Raw genomic sequence first — 17,152 nt, 5'->3', positions numbered from 1 at the left:
TACAGAGATTTATAAAAATTCAGAGACATTTATTAGGAGGGGATAACGTGGATAATCTCGTATTTAGGGACGTTTGTTACACTAACCTGGACGAATTTGTTTATGGCATCGCCAAGAAACCTGTCCAATGCCATAATGGTATGGTTATTGGTGGAGGAACGGTTTATCCGGAAATTAACTTTACACTTCCCCCTATGCTCATATCTGAAGCCACCATGCCCAAGGTAAAAGCTCAGTACAAAGAAATGATTGAAGGCGTGTGTTCGAAAGCGCATGAACTAAATGTTCCAGGCATGCTTGTGGAAATCGAACTTCTTCCTCCCTGCACCTTTAATCCTCAGTGGGGCATTGAGGTTACCAAAGTTGTTAAAGAGGTGATGATGGAATACGAAGCCAAATTTAACCTTAAAAGTGTTTTGCGCTTAACTCCCGTGGATATTCGAGAAGGTAAGAACCTTAAACATATGTACCATGGTGAACACTGGGACAATCTCATGGAGACCTTTAGAGGTAGCGCAGAAGCAGGAGCAGATTTTCTAGCGATTGAATCTGTCGGTGGAAAAAACCTGCATGACGATGCCGTGATGAATTGCGATCTGCCCAGAGCTTTGTTTTCCTTAGGTGTCGTAGGAACACATGATATGGTAATTTTATGGGACAATATTGTCAAAATCGCACAAGAGACGAATACCTTGCCTTCCGGAGACACCGCCTGTGGATTTGCCAACACCTCGATGGTTCTGGCCAACAAGAACTTTATTCCGAAAGTCTTTGCTGCCGTTGACCGGGTGATGAGTGCAGTGAGAACTTTAGTGGCTGTAGAACGGGGTGCTGTTGGTCCAGACAAAGATTGTGGGTATGAAGGGGTCTATCTCAAAGCGATCACTGGAACGCCGATTTCCATGGAAGGCAAATCCAGTGCCTGTGCCCACTCGAGTACGGTCGGCAACATTGCGGCCTGTCTGGCTGACTGCTGGAGTAACGAATCCGTAGAAAATGTTAGATTACTCGGAGGCATGGCGCCTACCATATGTCTGGAGAATCTTGCCTATGATTGCCGCCTGATGAATGTTGCGACATCTCACGGAAAAGCACTTGAGATGAGAGACATGCTGGCTGAATCAGATCGTCAGTTGGACCCCCAAGCCTATGTTTTGGATCCAAGTGTCGTCTTGAAACTGAGCCAAAAGATTGTCAAAGGACAGACTCCTTTTGAACGCACAAAAATCGCTGCCTCAGCTACGATTGAGGAATTACGCGAGGCTCACAAGACCGGTGCCCTATTGCTGAATGACCGTGAGGTTCGCTATCTCGACATACTGAAAGAGCAATTAAATTCCGTTCCCGACGACGAAATGGAATTTACGCAAGCCATGATCAAAACTAACACAACGGATAAATTTGATCCTGTGAAATACGATATTGCTTAACTATAACTCTCCATGCTCTTACGGCGCTTTAGTCTTATTGGGGCATAAATCAGCTATGTCCTGCCCGAGACAAAAGCGCCTTTTTCCCTTTCTCTCCTTCCAAAAGAGTAAAGCTATTAATTGCTTTTGATTTTAAAACCCAAGTACTCTATGATATACTAATTTTTGGAATATCGTTACAGACCCACAACTCCATTGGCACTATCCAGGGCTAAAGTTCTTAGGCGCTTACGAAGCGTTTAAATCGGGCACCGGGGGTGGTTATGTGAATCCTATGAACATTACACAAGGAAAGGGATCACACTGGCTAGGGAAACTCGTAGAACGAAACCTGCTGGAAAAAATGTTATGTTCCTTTTCTAAGTCAACTGGATTGAAAGCCATCCTTGTGGATACTCAAGGAAATACTCTTGTTTCGACAGATAACGAGATTCAGGATTGTCGGTTTTGTAAAATGATCCGGGCCGATGAACTCGGAGCCAAAAAATGCAAGCGTTCATACGTTCGAGCCTGCATTGAAGCGGCAAAATACGGCGAACCTTATATCTTTCGCTGTCATGCGGGTTTGATCATGTGGGCTGCACCCATTCTCTTGGAAGAACATGTGGGTTCCATTATTTGCGGACAGGTTCTGATGTGGGAGCCAGAAGATTATTTTCTGGACGAGATCGAAGAAATGGTCAAAGGGCTTGATGTCGACGTAAACGCTGTAAAATGGTCTGCAGCTCAATTACCCATCATGTCCAGCGATAAGGTTCAAGCGGCTGCAGATTTACTGTTCATCGTAGCAAATCAGATCATGAAAAGCGGCTGGACCGTCTTGGAACAACGACGGAAAATTGCCGCCCAACAGGCAAGGCTGGCGGAAGAAATACAAGCTCGCAAGCGCGCCGAAGTTGCCATGCGTACGCTCGAGTCCAGGGCGTTTTCCGTATATTCTTTGGACAAAGAGTACGAACTACGAACCAAGGTTCGAAATGGAGAAAAACAAGCTGCCCAACAGCTTCTGGACCATATATTAGTCGATATTGCCGAAAAACACTCTGGCAATATCGATACGGTTAAAACCCGAATCGTGGAATTGGTGGTCATTATTTCAAGGGCCGCCGTGGATGGCGGCGCAGACCTTAATGATATCCTCCATCTAAACTCTGTATATTACCGGGAACTACTGGAAATGACCGATACGGATGAGATCTGCCTCTGGGCCAAAAGTATTTTAGACACCTTTATGGGTCGGGTATTAGACAATAAAGATCAGAAAAACCTGCAAGCAATTCAAAAAGCCGCCGATTATATACAGCGAAATTATAACAAAAAAATTACCATTGACGAAATCGCTCAGGTCGTTTACTTAAGCCCCTGCTATCTAAGCAGAATTTTTAAGCAAAGCCTGGGTTGCACCCTGATGGAATACCTAACTCAGATCAGAATAGAAAGGGCCAAAATTATGCTGAGAAATCCGAAATACAACATCATGCAAGTAGCTGAAGAAAGCGGCTTTGAGGATCCGGGTTACTTTACAAGAGTGTTTAAAAAAATCGAAGGGATTACCCCTAGTCGCTTCAAGCAAAATGCCCTTTAAACCATTCTAAATTGAAGGAGTGAGTGGGCTGATAACTTCAGAATTAGAATTGATCACTGAAGCTCTCATCAAAGGGCAAGCTAACCGTGTAAAAACTCTAGCCGCATTGGCCATTGAAAACGGGATAAATCCCAGAACAGTCCTAGAAAAGGCTTTAATACCAGGCATGCAGGTCATTGGTGAACAATTTCGCGACAACGTGATTTATATTTCTGACGTATTAATTGCCTCACGGGCTATGCATGCCGGCCTCCATGTTCTCAAACCCTACCTGTCTGCCTCCCAACATTCTTTATTAGGTAGAGTCGTAATCGGTACGGTGGCAGGAGATTTGCACGATATCGGTAAAAACTTAGTCGTTATGATGTTACGCGGCGCCGGGTTCGATGTTATCGATCTGGGAATTGACGTCCAACCTGAGGATTTTGTGGAGGCGGTTCTTGATCATCAGCCTGACATTGTTGCCCTTTCCGCTATGCTCACAACCACCTTATATATGATGCCGGAAACCATCAGGGAACTCGAACGGAAAGGATTAAGGAGCCGAGTAAAGGTAATTATCGGAGGAAGACCGGCAACTCACGATTTTGCTCACGTTATCAAGGCAGATGGTTATGCCAGTGATGCGATAACGGCTGTCGATCTAGTAAAAAACTTGCTCAAAGCCTAGCTATCTGGTGACTCATGCCTGTAATCCGGATAGACCAGCAAATCTTTTTTTCCGCGTATTTCATCTCGGCTTCGACAGCCCGTAGGCACGAGAAGTGCCTCAAGCCCTTACTACATAAGAGCTAGAGGCACTTGTGGATAACTTGGTGACAGGGATACCATCCCGGGTATCACCGTGGGCTTGTATTCAGACCTTCCGCGTTCGGCCATCGTCCGCTTGGGCAATAGTCCCGGCGAAGGAGCGCGCCAAGTGCTCCTATCCCGCTCCAAACGCTTGGAGGCTGAAAGCATCGCCGCCAAAGTTACATATTTTCGAGCTAAATTCCAATCCGTCTTTTATGGAAAAATTCAAAAGCAGCAAATTTCTACTCCATACGTATCTTGACCGCTATCTCAGTATAAAAGAGCACTTGAAAGTCCGTAAAGGGTATTCAGAAATTGTGCCTGGTCTGACCAAAAGGCTTAGCCACACGCCCCTGGCTTCAGTCTATTAAAACAGTGGGGTTAAACGTTTTCTATGTCGACAACCAGCGGTCTCATGTCAGCTACAAATCGGCAAACAACATGGTTAAATTTACATAATGAACATGTTCCCATGTACCTACCTACTACGTATATTCAAGAACATAAACTATATATTTCCTCCGAACCACACCTCGAACACCTCACAAACACATGCCTAAAAACCCAAAACCTGCTTGTGGTACTAAATATAATATTTCTCGCGCCGAGGCATCGTGCAGGCTTCCTGCCTTCATCGATCCGTAAGAAAAGCTGAATGACCCTGCGAGTCATCCAGCTTTTTCTCTGAAACGGATATCCTTAAACTTGTGGGTGTTACCGGATGACATCATTAATCCTATCTGTAAAATAAGAAACTTCGACGAACCACAAAATAACAATTGTGTTATTTTAAATTGTTATATTCTTTATCCGTTACGGGTTCCAACCATTCGGCGTCTCCCTTTTGGGCGTTAGTAGTTATCGCGATATGTGTAAACCAGCTATCCGGTGTAGCACCATGCCAATGTTTCACATCCGGACGGATCTTTACTACATCCCCTTCATGTAGCACCTGTACCCGCTTGCCTTCTTCCTGATAATATCCCTTGCCGCCGGTAACAAGCAGAAGCTGGCCGCCTGGATGTTTATGCCAATTATTTCTTGCGCCTGGTTCAAAAGTTACATTACCTATCGGGCAATTAAAAGTGCTTCCTTTCTTTCTCTCATCGAAGGAAGCACAGCCGCAATTCCATAAAGAACTCCTTTAATGTTGACGTCAATCATCTTGTTCCAATCATCAATTTTTTTCTTATAAAGAAACGAATGTGGCATTACTCCGGCATTATTGATTAATACATCGATCTTTCCAAACTCTTTAAGAGCTAATCAGCTAGCTCTTCCATTTGTTCATATGAAGTCACATCCGTCACTTTATAAATAGCTTGTCCGCCATTTTTTTGAATCTCTTCTTGTAGTTTCTTTAATCGCTCTTCACGACGAGCTGCCAGCACCAACTTCGCACCTTTAGATGCCAGTTCTTTTGCAGTAGCTTCTCCAATCCCACTAGAGGCACCCGTAATAATGACAACTTTATCTTGAATATTAGACATAAGAGATACATCCTTTCTTAATAAAAAGTAACAAGAAGCCTAAAACATTCAGTATTTCAGTATTGGTATCCTTAATGTATTCAAAGCCCTCGGAAAAGGGAAAATAGCGGCATTACCGGATAAAATTGGTCAATATGGTTTCTTCACGCTCAGGGAATGGAACACCAGCTTTGATACCGGCCTCTTTGCACTTTAAGAACCATGCCATATTCCTGCCTAGTATACGCGTTATTTGCAATCCCTCTAAATCTTTTTTTACGTCCTCTGGCGTGTGGCCGTGTACCATGTTCCAATACCTTGATGAGATAACAGGCATTTCCGATAGGGTGAAATATTTATTAAGCTGATCAAATGTCGCGGTCGTCCCCGCCCTTCTGGCGGAAACAACAGCGGCTGCCGGTTTTAGGTAAAAAATTTGTTTTCCAGAGCATAAATCAGTATAGAAAGCACGGTCTAAAAATGAAGTAATGGCACCTCCCGCAGACGCATAATGCACGGGCGAACCGAATACAAACCCGTCGGCGTCTCCCGCAATATCGAGAAACTCATTGACTCTGTCAGAAAATACACAATGCCCTGTTTTCCGGCAGTTTCCACAGGCAATACATCCGGATAACGGCTTAGTTCCAATCTGAAAGATTTCGGTTTCAATCCCTTCTGCATTCAGCGTTTTAGCCACTTCTTCCAATGCCGTATAGGTACATCCCTTTTCATGGGGACTTCCATTCACTAATAATACTTTCATGCTTACCTCCTGTTTGTGTTTTGAACTTGTAACCAGGTTTCACCGTTACGCGTCAAATACTCTTGACACTTCTTTCAGCTCTTCCACAATGGCTATATGCTGTGGACAGTGCTGTTCACACTGCTTGCAGCCGATGCAGTCAGAGGCTTTTCCAAAGTCTTGTGTCAAATTCAGATAATAAAACGCATGGTTACCAAACAGCCCGAACTGCTTTTGGTCATTATACAGCGAGAAATATTTCGGAATCGGTATCTTTTTCGGGCAGCCTTCCACACAATACTGGCATGCGGTGCAGGGGATGGCAATGCTGCTGTTGATGATGTCCGTTGCTTTTTTGATGATTCCTTTCTCTTCGTCATTCAAAGGCGTCATATCCAGCATATAACCCGTGTTGTCAACAACCTGCTCGAGATTGCTCATGCCGCTGAGCACCATGAAAACATTATCTAAAGAAGCCGCGAAGCGGATTGCCCACGAAGCCGCACTCATATCCGGATGATAAGCCTTGAACAGCTTCTTAGCGTCCTCGGGTACGTTTGCAAGCGCACCTCCTTTGATCGGCTCCATGACAATGACGGGCTTCTTGTGTCTCGTCGCCACCTCATAGCATTTCCGGGATTCTATGCTTTCATTGTCCCAGTCTAGATAATTGATCTGAAGTTGCACATACTCCATCTCGGGATGTTCTGTCAAAATCTGCTCCAGCACTTCTGCCTTGTCATGAAAAGAGAAACCGATGTGTTTTACCTTTCCCTCTGCCTTCATTTTTTTCATAAACTCAAAACCACTGTATTTCAAAGTGATGGCATAGTTCTTCACGCCGAGGGTATGCAAAAGATAATAATCAAAGTATTCCACGCCACAGCGGTCCAGCTGCTCATCAAAGATCCTCTGATAATCCGCATTGCAGGTTATCATATAAGTGGGCATTTTATCCGTGATGGTAAATGAGCCCCTGGGGTGCCGTTCCACGAGTGCCCTTCTCAACGCGACCTCGCTCATCCCCTGATGATACCGATATGCGGTATCAAAATAGGTAAACCCCTTTCCCAGATAGTGATCCACCATTTTGTTCACAAGTTCCTGATCGATGCTTTGAGGATTTTTTTCTTCCGTTATTGGTAACCGCATACAACCGAAGCCTAGTTTTTTCACAATTTCTTTCCTCTTTCTAAACGTTCTTTCCCATCTTATATGCCTGCTGCATGGCTGCGCTGCCGTTGATATCACCCTTGTGCCATGCTCCGACGCCGTAGACAACACCCTTTTCTTTTGCACCGTTCAGACATAGCGTAAATCCGCGAAAGCCGTCAAGCGTCCTTTCCATGGACTGCTTACTGCTGTCGGCAGCGGCAACGATGAAATAGAACTCCTTTCCAGTGATTTCTTCATATCTTGGAACAGTTCTATCAATCAGCGTTTTCATCTGAGCGTTCATAGTATAGAAGTAAACCGGCGTCGCCATGACAATCACATCGGCGGCAATCATTTTGTCCAAGATTTCCGCCATGTCATCCTTCTGAACACACTTATGGTTGATATAGCATGACTCGCACCCGGTGCAGTAGCCAATCTTTTTATCTCTCAAAAAAATCTTTTCCACCTGATTGCCCGCCTCCCGTGCACCAAGCAAAAACTGATCGCACAGTAAATCGGAATTACCGCCTTTACGCGGGCTGGCGGACAGCACCAATACTTTTTTACCCATAAAACTAATCCTCCGATCTTTTTAGCTCTTTTTCTTTTTTAACTACCGTCTGTTCATAGCTTTCAATTTTATAATTCAGGAGTTCCAGCGTTTTCTGCATATCTTCCATTCTTGCAATTAACTGCTTACGCTGCCCGATCAATAGCTCTTTTCTGGCCTCAATGGTCGCGTCACCCTGTTGAAACAGCCCAACATACTCAATCAATACTTCAATCGGAAGACCTGCACTCCGCATACATTTGATAAATACGATCCACTTGCAGTCTTCTTCCGTATAATCCCTGATTCCACCTTTATTGCGGTTCACACTCGGAATCAGTCCAATGCGTTCATAATAGCGGAGTGTATCCTGCGAAAGATCGAATTTTTTACTCACTTCTGCAATTGTCATACGTTTTACCTCCTGACATCCGGTATCATAACACTTGGAGTTAACTCCAAGTCAAGGGTTTTTAAATAGTAGCACTAATCCATGCTACTATTTAAAAAGACAGAGTGTTGTGTTATGTGCGTCCGTCTTTAAAAGCCTCGACGGCAAGCTGTTTGGTCAGCATTAACGTTCGCGAAATTATCTTATAGCTTAAACTTTACTGGCAGATAGGGTGAGGTATGAAAAAAATCAAAGTGCTTTTTCAAGAATTTTTTGGCTTATATCCAATGTAAGATCCTGAGTTTCCGAGAGTGCTGTCATCCCATGAGCCTTCAGCTGTTCAATAATGACCGGTATTTTATCAGCTCCAACGCCATATTGAGACAGACGAGTTTTAATACCGAGGCTTTCAAAGAATTCTCTGGTTCTCTGAATGGCCAAGTCTACCTTTTCTTCTTCGCTGCCACTCTCTATACGCCATACACGTTCTGCATATTGCAGAAGTTTAGCCCGTTTTTGATCGCGTCTTACCTCTAGTAATGATGGCAATACAATCGCTAAAGTCTGTCCATGATCAATGCCAAATAATGCGGTAAGTTCATGTCCGATCATATGCGTCGCCCAATCCTGTGGAACCCCTGCACCAACTATCCCATTCAATGCAACCGTTGCACACCAAACATGATTAGCACGGGCATCATAATCTTCGGGTTCAGCAACTGTCGTTTCACCTATTTCAATCAATGTTTTTAAAATACCCTCAGCTATACGATCCTGCAACTTACCATCCACAGGATAGGTGAGATATTGCTCTGTTGTATGCACAAATGCGTCAATCACTCCGTTGGCAACTTGAGTCTTGGGAAGCGTAAAAGTAATGGTCGGATCTAATATAGAAAACTTAGGAAAAGCCAACTCACTCATAACGGCATATTTTCCGTGCTCATAGCTGATTACAGCTCCGCTATTCATTTCAGACCCGGTAGCAGGTAAAGTTAGCACCGTACCGAATGGAACTGTTTTTCCCACTACATCCAAAGGAATAGGCATCATGCCGTATTTCAACAAATCACGCGAATCTCCATTGTAATAAGAAGCAAGTGTTATGAATTTCGTTCCGTCGATAACAGACCCCCCACCAACAGCCAGCAAAAAATCAATATTCTTATTCCGTACAATTTCTACGGCTTTTACTAATGTTTCGTAACGAGGATTCGGCTCTATACCTTGGAATTCGTAAACCTTCCTGTTTCCGAGTACAGTTTTAACCTTATCGATAAGGCCACTCTTTTTAGCACTTCCACCTCCATAGGTTATTAAAACAGTAGCATCGGCTGGAACATACTTATCTATGCTCTCAAGCCTGTCCTTACCAAATAAAATACGTGTTGGGTTGTAAAAATCAAAGTTAAACATAATAGAACCTCCCTCAATATCTTTGTATTGTCATTATAATACTTGGAGTTAACTCCAAGTCAACTATAATCGTAAGCGTTTACTGAAAGGGTGCATTGAAAAATTAAAAGGACCCATCCATTCGCGAAGAGCGCTCATGACCCCCCCTTCCTTACGTTTAAGTTCAGCGTGGGAGGGTGATTACTATGTGTTTCACTTACTAAGTTATACAGTTTTAGCGATAACTATCTTGACAAATACCGCTAATATTTTATTATTAATATCAGACTAAATCTACTATAGGAGTATGTCTTATGGAGTTTAACAAATGCCCTTGTTATGGAAGTAACCTTGATAAATTTATTCAGCCAATGATTCTAATTATTCTTGCACAGGAAGACCTTTACGGCTATAAAATTGTTCAGCGAATCGCTGAATCGCCAATGTGTAAAGGACATAAACCGGATGGAACCGGTGTTTATCGTTTTCTTAAAGCAATGGAGCAGCGAAGTTTGGTCGAATCCTCCTGGTCATTGGATGACTCAGGACCAGCAAAACGAATTTACCATATTACGAACGAGGGAAAAGAGTGCCTTTCTCACTGGATTGATACTTTGGAAGACTATCGTCAATCCATTGGAAAGATGCTAGAAGAAGCCCACATGGTATACGACCAAACTAAAAGTAGTAGTAAAGGAAACACGTCTTTAATATGGAGGGGGATTATTGATGGAGAAAAATAGGACGAAAGTTGCTGTAACGCCATGTGCTGGAATTGGACAGATTTTTGGACCGATCACGAGAGAAACGGGTTACAGGCTGGTGGAAGAAATGTTTCCGGACAAAACCGTTCTGGTTTGTCCACCTGCTCTGGCGGTAAATATTCAGGAAGATCTCGATTTCATCCACGACTACCCTATATTGATTTTAAATGGATGCAAAGATCGTTGTGCCTCCAAAATGGTTCAAGATAAAGGTGAGCATGTGGATGCAGAAGTTTACCTGCCGGATATCCTCAAGGAACATAAACTGTCTTTACACGGTGAGAAAAGGAGTAAACTTGGCCCGAAATCAGAATTAGCTATAAATGAAATGACTCAAGTTGCGGGCAAGAAAATAGTTCAATTACTACAAGGGAATTAAATTTATCTCATAAGAGAAAAAGATTTTCCAGAGGGAGGATAAAGTCTGAAATAATAACTGAGTACCCGTGCCTTTGGGCTATCAAAAGAGCACACATATAAAGATACGATCTACTCCCTAAAGAGCAGCGCACTCACCTCCACGTGATTTGTAGTTGCCTGTCATCTCAATAAGATACTTTTAAAAAAGAAAAATCTCAAGGTCAACGGTTCCATGCTGTTTTGTGCCTTCAGCGCAGCGAAAGGAATGGTCTATAAAGATGAGTAGTGGAGATTCTGTTATTGCAACAAATTCAAAGCAGTCAGCTATACCAGTTAATTGGTTAATTACCGGTCTATTGATGATTTTGGCTGCTCTTGCATCCAAGTTTCTTTTTCATAGCGGATGGCTTACATCATTTGGTGTGGCTTGTATGGCGTGGTTGGCTTTTGAGAATGGTGGAAATGATATTTCCAAAAGTGTTGCAACTCTAATCAGTGGCGGAGTTACAAACTACCGTATAGCAATCCTGACCGGATCAGTTGCAACTTTAATAGGTGGAATCACATCAGCGTGGTTGGGACGGCAAATGGTTAAGTTATTTTCATCAGGTTTACTGGATGTAACCAAATTTCCATCATCGATTGCTCTGGCAACGTTAGTAGGAGCAATCCTCTGGGTTGCCTTAGCTACGCGAATCTCAATGCCTGTATCCACTACACACGCAATTACTGGTGCCATCACTGGAGCAGGAATAATTTCCCTTGGGTTCAATCACATTAAGTGGGGAGCGTTGAACAGCAAAGTAGTTATCCCGTTACTGGCCAGTCCCGTGATTTCGATTATCGTTGCTTATATATTATGGAATATCATCATGAGACTTCCCGAAGGTCATTATCTCCGTTCAGTGCATTTTCTGTCGAGTATGTTTGCAACCTTTGCAAGAGCAGTCAATGATACGCCTAAAATCGTCGCTCTCGGTTTCTTTATTACCTCAACAACAGGGCTTAATGCGTCGACGATTACACCACTATTTTTCATTACAGCGATTGCGATGGCACTGGGCAGTTATGTTAAAGGTCTTCCAGTTACACGTTTGCTGGCAGAAAAACTTACCAAAATGGATGACCGTGAAGCATTTGGGGCTAATATAACTACTGCGTTCCTGGTTAGTACAGCGTCTAAACTTGGTCTTCCTGTATCTACAACCCATGTTATTTCATCGGCCATTATCGGTTTTGGACTAAAAAAGGGTTCAGGAGGTGTCTCCTGGCGTGTAATTCGAGATATGGTATTATCATGGGGCGTAACGCTTCCTGTTGCAGGAATTATTGCAGCAATTCTTTATTTCATAATTCGTGGTTAGTTAGCTGATTGAATTTCTAAGCCCACAGAAATGGACTTGAAAAAACCCTTTGTTCCTTGCTTCGCACCTCTTCCAACGTTCTTGACATCCTTTGTTCCAGACTTTGCGCTTCTTGCTTCGTTATTTTTGCGTCTTCCTTCATGCGTTGAATCTCTTCCCTCATGCTTCGTTCCTGCTCCGTGCTTGCGCGGCCGGATGAGGCACTTCGGGCCAAAGCCGATTAAGTCTGCCCGGTGAGCCAACCTGAGCGCTTCGGCCACCAAATCATAATTTTTCGGGTCACGGTATTGAATCAGGGCCCGCTGCATCGCTTTCTCCTTGGGAGAACGCGGCACATACACCTGTTCCATGGTTCTGGGGTCAAGTCCGGTATAATACATGCACGTAGACAAGGTTCCGGGTGTAGGAATAAAATCCTGAACTTGTTCCGGGTTCACGCCCATGTCGCGGACGTATTCCGCGAGTTCCACCGCCTCCTTCAGCGTGCTGCCGGGATGGGAGGACATAAGATAGGGCACTAGGTATTGCTTTTTCCCCAATTTCTGATTCATCCGCCCATACTCCTCGACGAAGCGGTCATACACCTTACGGCCGGGCTTGCCCATACGCTTTAAGACCGTGGGGCTGACATGCTCCGGTGCCACTTTTAATTGCCCGCTGATATGATAGGTACAGAGCTCCCGCAGAAAGTCATTGTTTTTGTCCGCTAAGACGGCATCAAAACGGATCCCGGAACGCACAAAAACTTTCTTGACCTCAGGAAGCTGCCGCAGACGCCGCAAGAGCCGGATATATTCGCTGTGGTCTACATCAAGCTCAGGGCAAGGTTCCGGGAAAAGACACTGGCGATGCGCACACGCTCCCCTTTTTAATTGCCCTTTACAGGCGGCGCGCCGGAAATTGGCCGTCGGCCCGCCCACATCATGAATATACCCTTTAAAATGAGAACTTTTCGTGAGATCTTCTGCCTCCCGCACAATCGAATCGGCGCTCCGTCCCTGCACAATCCGTCCCTGATGAAAGGCAAGCGCACAAAAGGAGCAAGATCCGTGGCACCCGCGGGAACTGGTCAGGCTAAATTCCACTTCTTTGAGCGCCGGTACTCCGCCTTCTGGCTCATACACGGGATGATAACTCCGGGCATAATTAAGCTCATACACCTCATCCATTTCTTTCTCAGTCAGAGGTAAGGCAGGCGGGTTTTGCAATACTCCCTCCCGTCCGTGGGCCTGGTAAAGCGTACGGCCCCGATAAGGATCTTGCTCCCGGTATTGCTGCCAGAAGCCTTCGGCATAACTTTTCTTACTCTCCTTCACCTCAGCCAATGAAGGAATGACCTGCGCCCTCTCAGGCGGCTCCCCCCGCCAGGGAACCATTGTTCCCCTGACATCGGTAATGTGATGAATGCTCTTTCCATTACGCAAACAGTTGGCGATTTCGATGATCGCCTTCTCACCCATCCCAAAAACCAAGAGATCGGCCTGACTATCCAGCAGGATGGAACGCCGCACCTGATCACTCCAGTAATCATAATGCGCAAACCGCCTAAGGGAGGCCTCCACTCCCCCGATTATCACCGGCACTTCCGGCAAAGCTTCCTGCACCTTGTTTGAATACACGATCGTAGCGCGGTCAGGCCGGAGCCCGCTTTTACCCCCGGGCGCATAGACATCTTGGGAACGCCGCTTTTTCGCCGCTGTATAATGATTCACCATCGAGTCCAAATTACCCCCGGTAATGAGAACAGCCAAACGCGGCCGCCCCAAAACGCGGAAAGCGTCGATGTCTTTCCAATCCGGTTGGGCGATAACCCCTACCTTAAATCCTTCCCGTTCCAAAAGGCGCGTGATAATCGCTGCTCCAAAACTTGGGTGGTCGATGTAGGCATCTCCTGTTATCATGATGAAATCCAACTCATCCCAGCCGCGCTCAGCCATCTCAGCTTTGCACATCGGCAGGAATTCCTGCTTTGACATCCTTTCACCCCTAGACATAGGAATCCGACCTAATAATTCAGAAAATTTCTACTTGGTCCGTCTGAATAATTTCTCCTTTGAGTCGAGGCCAACCCTATGACTGAATTCTATCTACTGTCTACTGACTCCTGAATTCTGACTCCTGACTAATCAATTCTGACTCCTAATCAATAAAAAGCGTGTACCCCTACGGCTCCAGGCCTTACGGAACACACGCAAACTATTCTTGGCAGAATTTCTCTATGAATTAGCCTAACCTGAATTCTGACTCCCGACTTGAATTACCGGTAATTAACAAACTGAAGCTCGAGCCCAAAATCTTCCTTACGCAATAAGTTAATCACTGCCTGCAAATCATCTTTATTCTTTCCGACAACTCGGATTTGATCTCCTTGAATTGAGCTCGTTACCTTGATTTTGCTATCCTTGATTACTTTATTGATTTGCTTGGCTTTGTCCTGGGATATCCCCAGCACGAGGTTGACCTCCTGGCGCACGGTATCCCCGGCTGCAGGCTGAATCTTGCCATACTCAAGCGCCCGTAAAGAAACTCCCCGCTTCACAAGCTTACTCTCCAAAATGTCAGTGACATTGCGCAGCTTAAACTCATCATCCGATATGAGAACGATTTTTTCCCCTTCCAAGGCAATGGATGATTTGCTGTTTTTAAAATCAAACCGCTGTTCCATCTCTTTCTGCGCCTGATGCACAGAGTTTACCACTTCCGGCATTTCCACTTTGGACACGATATCAAATGAAGACTCTTTAGCCAAACCATTCTCTCCTTTAAAAAATTATTTAAATTATTGCGCCTTAATCACATTGTCTTTTGAGAGGGCAATGTTACGCACAACCTGGCCGGACTTACCTAATTTGGGCAGGACTTGCCCATTTAAAGTGATCATCAGCCCTCCGGCATTACCGACATTCACCAGCTCAATCTTATCCTTGGCTTGTAATTCCTTGGTGGTGCCGGCGGGGAATGTCCCTTGCAAGGAAGGCTGGCCATCTACTTTGACCACGATCCAGACATCCTCGGTAAACACCAACTTGGCCGACAACCCTTGAGTCGCAGGGGGAGTAACCGTTTCCGAAGGCTGAGGATTGGATGCCGGGGGATTGGCTTGATTATTCGGTGTCTCTTTAGGCTCAGAGGGCGCTGTGGGCAAAGCAGCCGGTTCATATGCGGTTTTCTGTGGAGTTGCCTGCATGCGGCTCCAGGAGGCAATCCCAATCACCAATGCTATCGCGATTAGCCCAATGGCTACAGCGACCAACGGCCGCAGCCACAAAGACTTCGGACGTATCGGAGTAAGCGGCGCTTCCAACACCGGCGCGGCTTCAGACGCTGCGGATGCTCGATATAGGTTTAAAATCTCTTCCGGGTTAAGATTGAGATTTTTAGCATACGTTCTCAAAAACCCCTTGACATACGCGTTTCCCGGAAGTATGGAGTAGTTTTCTTCTTCCAATGCCTGTAAGTAGCGCACACGAATTTTAGTAGCCTCTTCCGCTTCAACTAAACTCCAACCTTTAGCCTCACGAGCCTTAAGCAATACCTGTCCTTCTCCGGCCATAGCGACACCCTCCTTTACCTAGATTAACTTAAATCAAACGCGGAAAAGCTGAGGTCCACATCTTCCGCACGAATCACATCATCCACAGAGTTCCTGATTTCAATAACCAGATCAAATGTTACCTTAAGTTTTCCGTCACGGATAAAGAATCCACGCGCACTCCGATAATCAGGTTTTTCCCTTCAATTAAAGTATCTCCTAAAAAGTCAACTAAAACTCCTAATTCTTCGCGTACAAATCGGTAAGTCGGCGGATTATCCGCAGCCGGGTCAAGCCTTCGGCCATGCCTTAAGGCAATCCGGTCCAATAGGGTCGGGGGACGAAAAGCTGTTACATTAATGGCTCTCACTTGGTCCAGTGCCGTCTTCAAGGCCTCCACTTTAGCCTCAGTCAATGCCCTGAGTAAAAAACCGCGCCTCTTTGCTCCTATGGCCGATACCGTGAGAATATTCAGCTCCAGCATCCCTAATAAAGTTGTGACTGCGCCCAGTAGTCCTGGCTTGTCCAGCTGAATCTCATATTCAAGATACAGAAGCTTCTCTGCGTCCGTCCACCCTGTATTCAAGAAAGCGCTCCAACTCCCTTAGACCCAACTCTGCCTCTTCATAATTCAGACAAAATTCATAGCTCAAACTTGGTTCATTAGGATAACCATAAAGCTTATCATAGTATTCCACCAGCAAGCGCCTGGTAAATTCCCCAAGTTCCTTCTGATTCAAGAGTTCATGATACTGATCGATCCGGTCATGACCCAAGAGCTTGACCAGCCTGTCTAAAGCCATCCGAATCTGGGGAATTGAATCCGGGAATTGGGTATACTCCTCGACTAAACGGGCTACCCTATGCTCCAGGCTGTCATAGACGAGAATTTGGGTACCGCTCTGCATCCCTTCAAAAAAACGTTCCGGTACGGTCACCCGCCCGATCCTTCTGCTCTCACACTCAACAATCACATAATCATACTCTGAGAACTGCTTTATTTCTTCAAACAACATAGACTCGAACGTCTTCTGAGAAGGAGCGTCCCCCAACCCTATCGCACCGAAAACCGAACCCCTGTTATTTGCCAGTTTCTCCAAATCAATGGCTGGGTACCCGTGCGCCCGTAATTTGCGGAGAATCTCCGTTTTGCCGACTCCGGTGTTCCCGCGCAAAACGACCACATGTTTATTAAAACCCTGTTCAAAATACTCCACTACTTTACGCCGGTAGGCTTTATACCCTCCCTGAAGGCGGTACACCGTCATGCCCATCAGATCGAGTACGGAGGCAACAGACTTGCTGCGCATTCCCCCGCGCCAGCAGAAGAAGACCAACGGTCCTTCTGCTTGAACCTCTTCCGCTTTTTTTACTAAATCAGGAAGTTTCGGACTGACAAATTCCAATCCAAGTTTACGCGCCTGAGCCGGGGAAACTTGAGCATAAGCCGTGCCAACTTTGGCTCTTTCCTCATTATTAAACAGGGGAAGATTGAGGGCACCGGGAATGGTGGCTTCGGCATACTCCCCTTCCGAACGGACATCAATCAGGACGGGATTTGCCAAATCCTCTAATTCTTCCACTGTTATTTCTTTAATCATTCCCTAATTATCCCTT

At 45.2% G+C, this 17,152-nt stretch carries 17 protein-coding genes and 3 pseudogenes; 7 read left to right on the top strand and 13 right to left on the bottom strand.

Annotated features, from left to right (window positions below):
* Nucleotides 1-47: 47 nt before the first annotated feature.
* The 4 genes and pseudogenes from J0X21_RS02240 to J0X21_RS02225 form a co-directional block, all read left to right on the top strand.
* Complete coding sequence (locus J0X21_RS02240; protein WP_206809973.1) at nucleotides 48-1,430, top strand: methyltransferase MtaB domain-containing protein; 1,383 nt, start codon at nucleotides 48-50, stop codon at nucleotides 1,428-1,430.
* Between the two features lie 274 nt (nucleotides 1,431-1,704).
* Nucleotides 1,705-3,015, top strand: a complete 1,311-nt coding sequence (locus tag J0X21_RS02235; protein ID WP_206810070.1) for a PocR ligand-binding domain-containing protein — start codon at nucleotides 1,705-1,707, stop codon at nucleotides 3,013-3,015.
* A gap of 28 nt (nucleotides 3,016-3,043) precedes the next feature.
* A complete protein-coding gene (locus J0X21_RS02230) occupies nucleotides 3,044-3,685 on the top strand; it encodes a cobalamin B12-binding domain-containing protein (protein ID WP_206810069.1) in 642 nt (213 codons plus the stop codon).
* 168 nt (nucleotides 3,686-3,853) lie between these two features.
* Nucleotides 3,854-4,178 (top strand): annotated as a pseudogene (locus tag J0X21_RS02225) (ASKHA domain-containing protein); the annotation flags it as partial.
* A 413-nt stretch (nucleotides 4,179-4,591) separates the two neighbouring features.
* On the opposite strand, the pseudogene J0X21_RS02220 reads toward J0X21_RS02225, so the two are convergent.
* From J0X21_RS02220 to J0X21_RS02185, 8 genes and pseudogenes are all read right to left on the bottom strand, one after another.
* Nucleotides 4,592-4,894 (bottom strand): annotated as a pseudogene (locus J0X21_RS02220) (cupin domain-containing protein); the annotation flags it as partial.
* Nucleotides 4,876-5,019 carry a hypothetical protein gene (locus J0X21_RS16155; RefSeq protein ID WP_407947620.1) on the bottom strand — a complete coding sequence of 48 codons (144 nt, stop codon included), beginning with the start codon at nucleotides 5,017-5,019 and terminating at the stop codon, nucleotides 4,876-4,878. The gene J0X21_RS16155 and the pseudogene J0X21_RS02220, both read right to left, overlap by 19 nt.
* Before the next feature lie 50 nt (nucleotides 5,020-5,069).
* Nucleotides 5,070-5,297 carry an SDR family oxidoreductase gene (locus J0X21_RS15870; protein ID WP_206809971.1) on the bottom strand — a complete coding sequence of 76 codons (228 nt, stop codon included), beginning with the start codon at nucleotides 5,295-5,297 and terminating at the stop codon, nucleotides 5,070-5,072.
* Nucleotides 5,298-5,409: 112 nt separating this feature from the next.
* On the bottom strand, nucleotides 5,410-6,042 hold the full coding sequence (locus J0X21_RS02205) for a flavodoxin family protein (protein WP_206809955.1): 633 nt from the start codon (nucleotides 6,040-6,042) through the stop codon (nucleotides 5,410-5,412).
* Between the two features lie 45 nt (nucleotides 6,043-6,087).
* Nucleotides 6,088-7,197 (bottom strand): aldo/keto reductase, encoded by a 1,110-nt coding sequence (locus J0X21_RS02200; protein ID WP_206809954.1) that lies wholly within the window; start codon nucleotides 7,195-7,197, stop codon nucleotides 6,088-6,090.
* A gap of 16 nt (nucleotides 7,198-7,213) precedes the next feature.
* Nucleotides 7,214-7,750 (bottom strand): flavodoxin family protein, encoded by a 537-nt coding sequence (locus J0X21_RS02195; protein WP_206809946.1) that lies wholly within the window; start codon nucleotides 7,748-7,750, stop codon nucleotides 7,214-7,216.
* Nucleotides 7,751-7,754: 4 nt separating this feature from the next.
* Nucleotides 7,755-8,141 carry a MerR family transcriptional regulator gene (locus J0X21_RS02190; protein WP_206809944.1) on the bottom strand — a complete coding sequence of 129 codons (387 nt, stop codon included), beginning with the start codon at nucleotides 8,139-8,141 and terminating at the stop codon, nucleotides 7,755-7,757.
* A gap of 228 nt (nucleotides 8,142-8,369) precedes the next feature.
* Nucleotides 8,370-9,536 (bottom strand): iron-containing alcohol dehydrogenase, encoded by a 1,167-nt coding sequence (locus tag J0X21_RS02185; protein WP_206809943.1) that lies wholly within the window; start codon nucleotides 9,534-9,536, stop codon nucleotides 8,370-8,372.
* A gap of 293 nt (nucleotides 9,537-9,829) precedes the next feature.
* Between J0X21_RS02185 and J0X21_RS02180 the strand changes: the two genes are divergently transcribed.
* The 3 genes from J0X21_RS02180 (at nucleotide 9,830) to J0X21_RS02170 (ending at nucleotide 12,003) form a co-directional block, all read left to right on the top strand.
* Nucleotides 9,830-10,258: a PadR family transcriptional regulator gene (locus J0X21_RS02180; RefSeq protein WP_206809941.1), complete on the top strand. Its 429-nt coding sequence runs from the start codon at nucleotides 9,830-9,832 to the stop codon at nucleotides 10,256-10,258.
* Nucleotides 10,245-10,658 (top strand): putative zinc-binding protein, encoded by a 414-nt coding sequence (locus J0X21_RS02175; protein ID WP_206809939.1) that lies wholly within the window; start codon nucleotides 10,245-10,247, stop codon nucleotides 10,656-10,658. The genes J0X21_RS02180 and J0X21_RS02175 overlap by 14 nt, the downstream gene beginning before the upstream one ends.
* Before the next feature lie 259 nt (nucleotides 10,659-10,917).
* On the top strand, nucleotides 10,918-12,003 hold the full coding sequence (locus J0X21_RS02170; protein WP_206809937.1) for an inorganic phosphate transporter: 1,086 nt from the start codon (nucleotides 10,918-10,920) through the stop codon (nucleotides 12,001-12,003).
* On the opposite strand, the gene J0X21_RS02165 is transcribed toward J0X21_RS02170, so the two are convergent.
* The 5 genes and pseudogenes from J0X21_RS02165 to mnmH all read right to left on the bottom strand — a co-directional run bounded on the left by J0X21_RS02165 (nucleotide 12,000) and on the right by mnmH (nucleotide 17,136).
* Nucleotides 12,000-13,979, bottom strand: coding sequence for a YgiQ family radical SAM protein (locus J0X21_RS02165; RefSeq protein WP_206809935.1), 1,980 nt, complete (start codon nucleotides 13,977-13,979; stop codon nucleotides 12,000-12,002). The two genes, J0X21_RS02170 and J0X21_RS02165, sit on opposite strands and share 4 nt — an antisense overlap.
* A gap of 281 nt (nucleotides 13,980-14,260) precedes the next feature.
* Nucleotides 14,261-14,752 carry a YajQ family cyclic di-GMP-binding protein gene (locus tag J0X21_RS02160; protein WP_206809933.1) on the bottom strand — a complete coding sequence of 164 codons (492 nt, stop codon included), beginning with the start codon at nucleotides 14,750-14,752 and terminating at the stop codon, nucleotides 14,261-14,263.
* A gap of 30 nt (nucleotides 14,753-14,782) precedes the next feature.
* Nucleotides 14,783-15,556: a helix-turn-helix domain-containing protein gene (locus J0X21_RS02155; protein ID WP_206809932.1), complete on the bottom strand. Its 774-nt coding sequence runs from the start codon at nucleotides 15,554-15,556 to the stop codon at nucleotides 14,783-14,785.
* Nucleotides 15,557-15,579: 23 nt separating this feature from the next.
* Nucleotides 15,580-16,121 (bottom strand): annotated as a pseudogene (locus J0X21_RS02150) (DUF3388 domain-containing protein).
* Nucleotides 16,078-17,136, bottom strand: a complete 1,059-nt coding sequence (gene mnmH / locus J0X21_RS02145; protein WP_206809929.1) for a tRNA 2-selenouridine(34) synthase MnmH — start codon at nucleotides 17,134-17,136, stop codon at nucleotides 16,078-16,080. The pseudogene J0X21_RS02150 and the gene mnmH overlap by 44 nt, the downstream one beginning before the upstream one ends.
* Nucleotides 17,137-17,152 lie beyond the last annotated feature (16 nt).

The sequence above is a fragment of the Paradesulfitobacterium ferrireducens genome, assembly GCF_017310645.1.
GTDB lineage: Bacteria > Bacillota > Desulfitobacteriia > Desulfitobacteriales > Desulfitobacteriaceae > Paradesulfitobacterium > Paradesulfitobacterium ferrireducens.
This window is presented reverse-complemented; position numbering and strand designations above follow the sequence as displayed.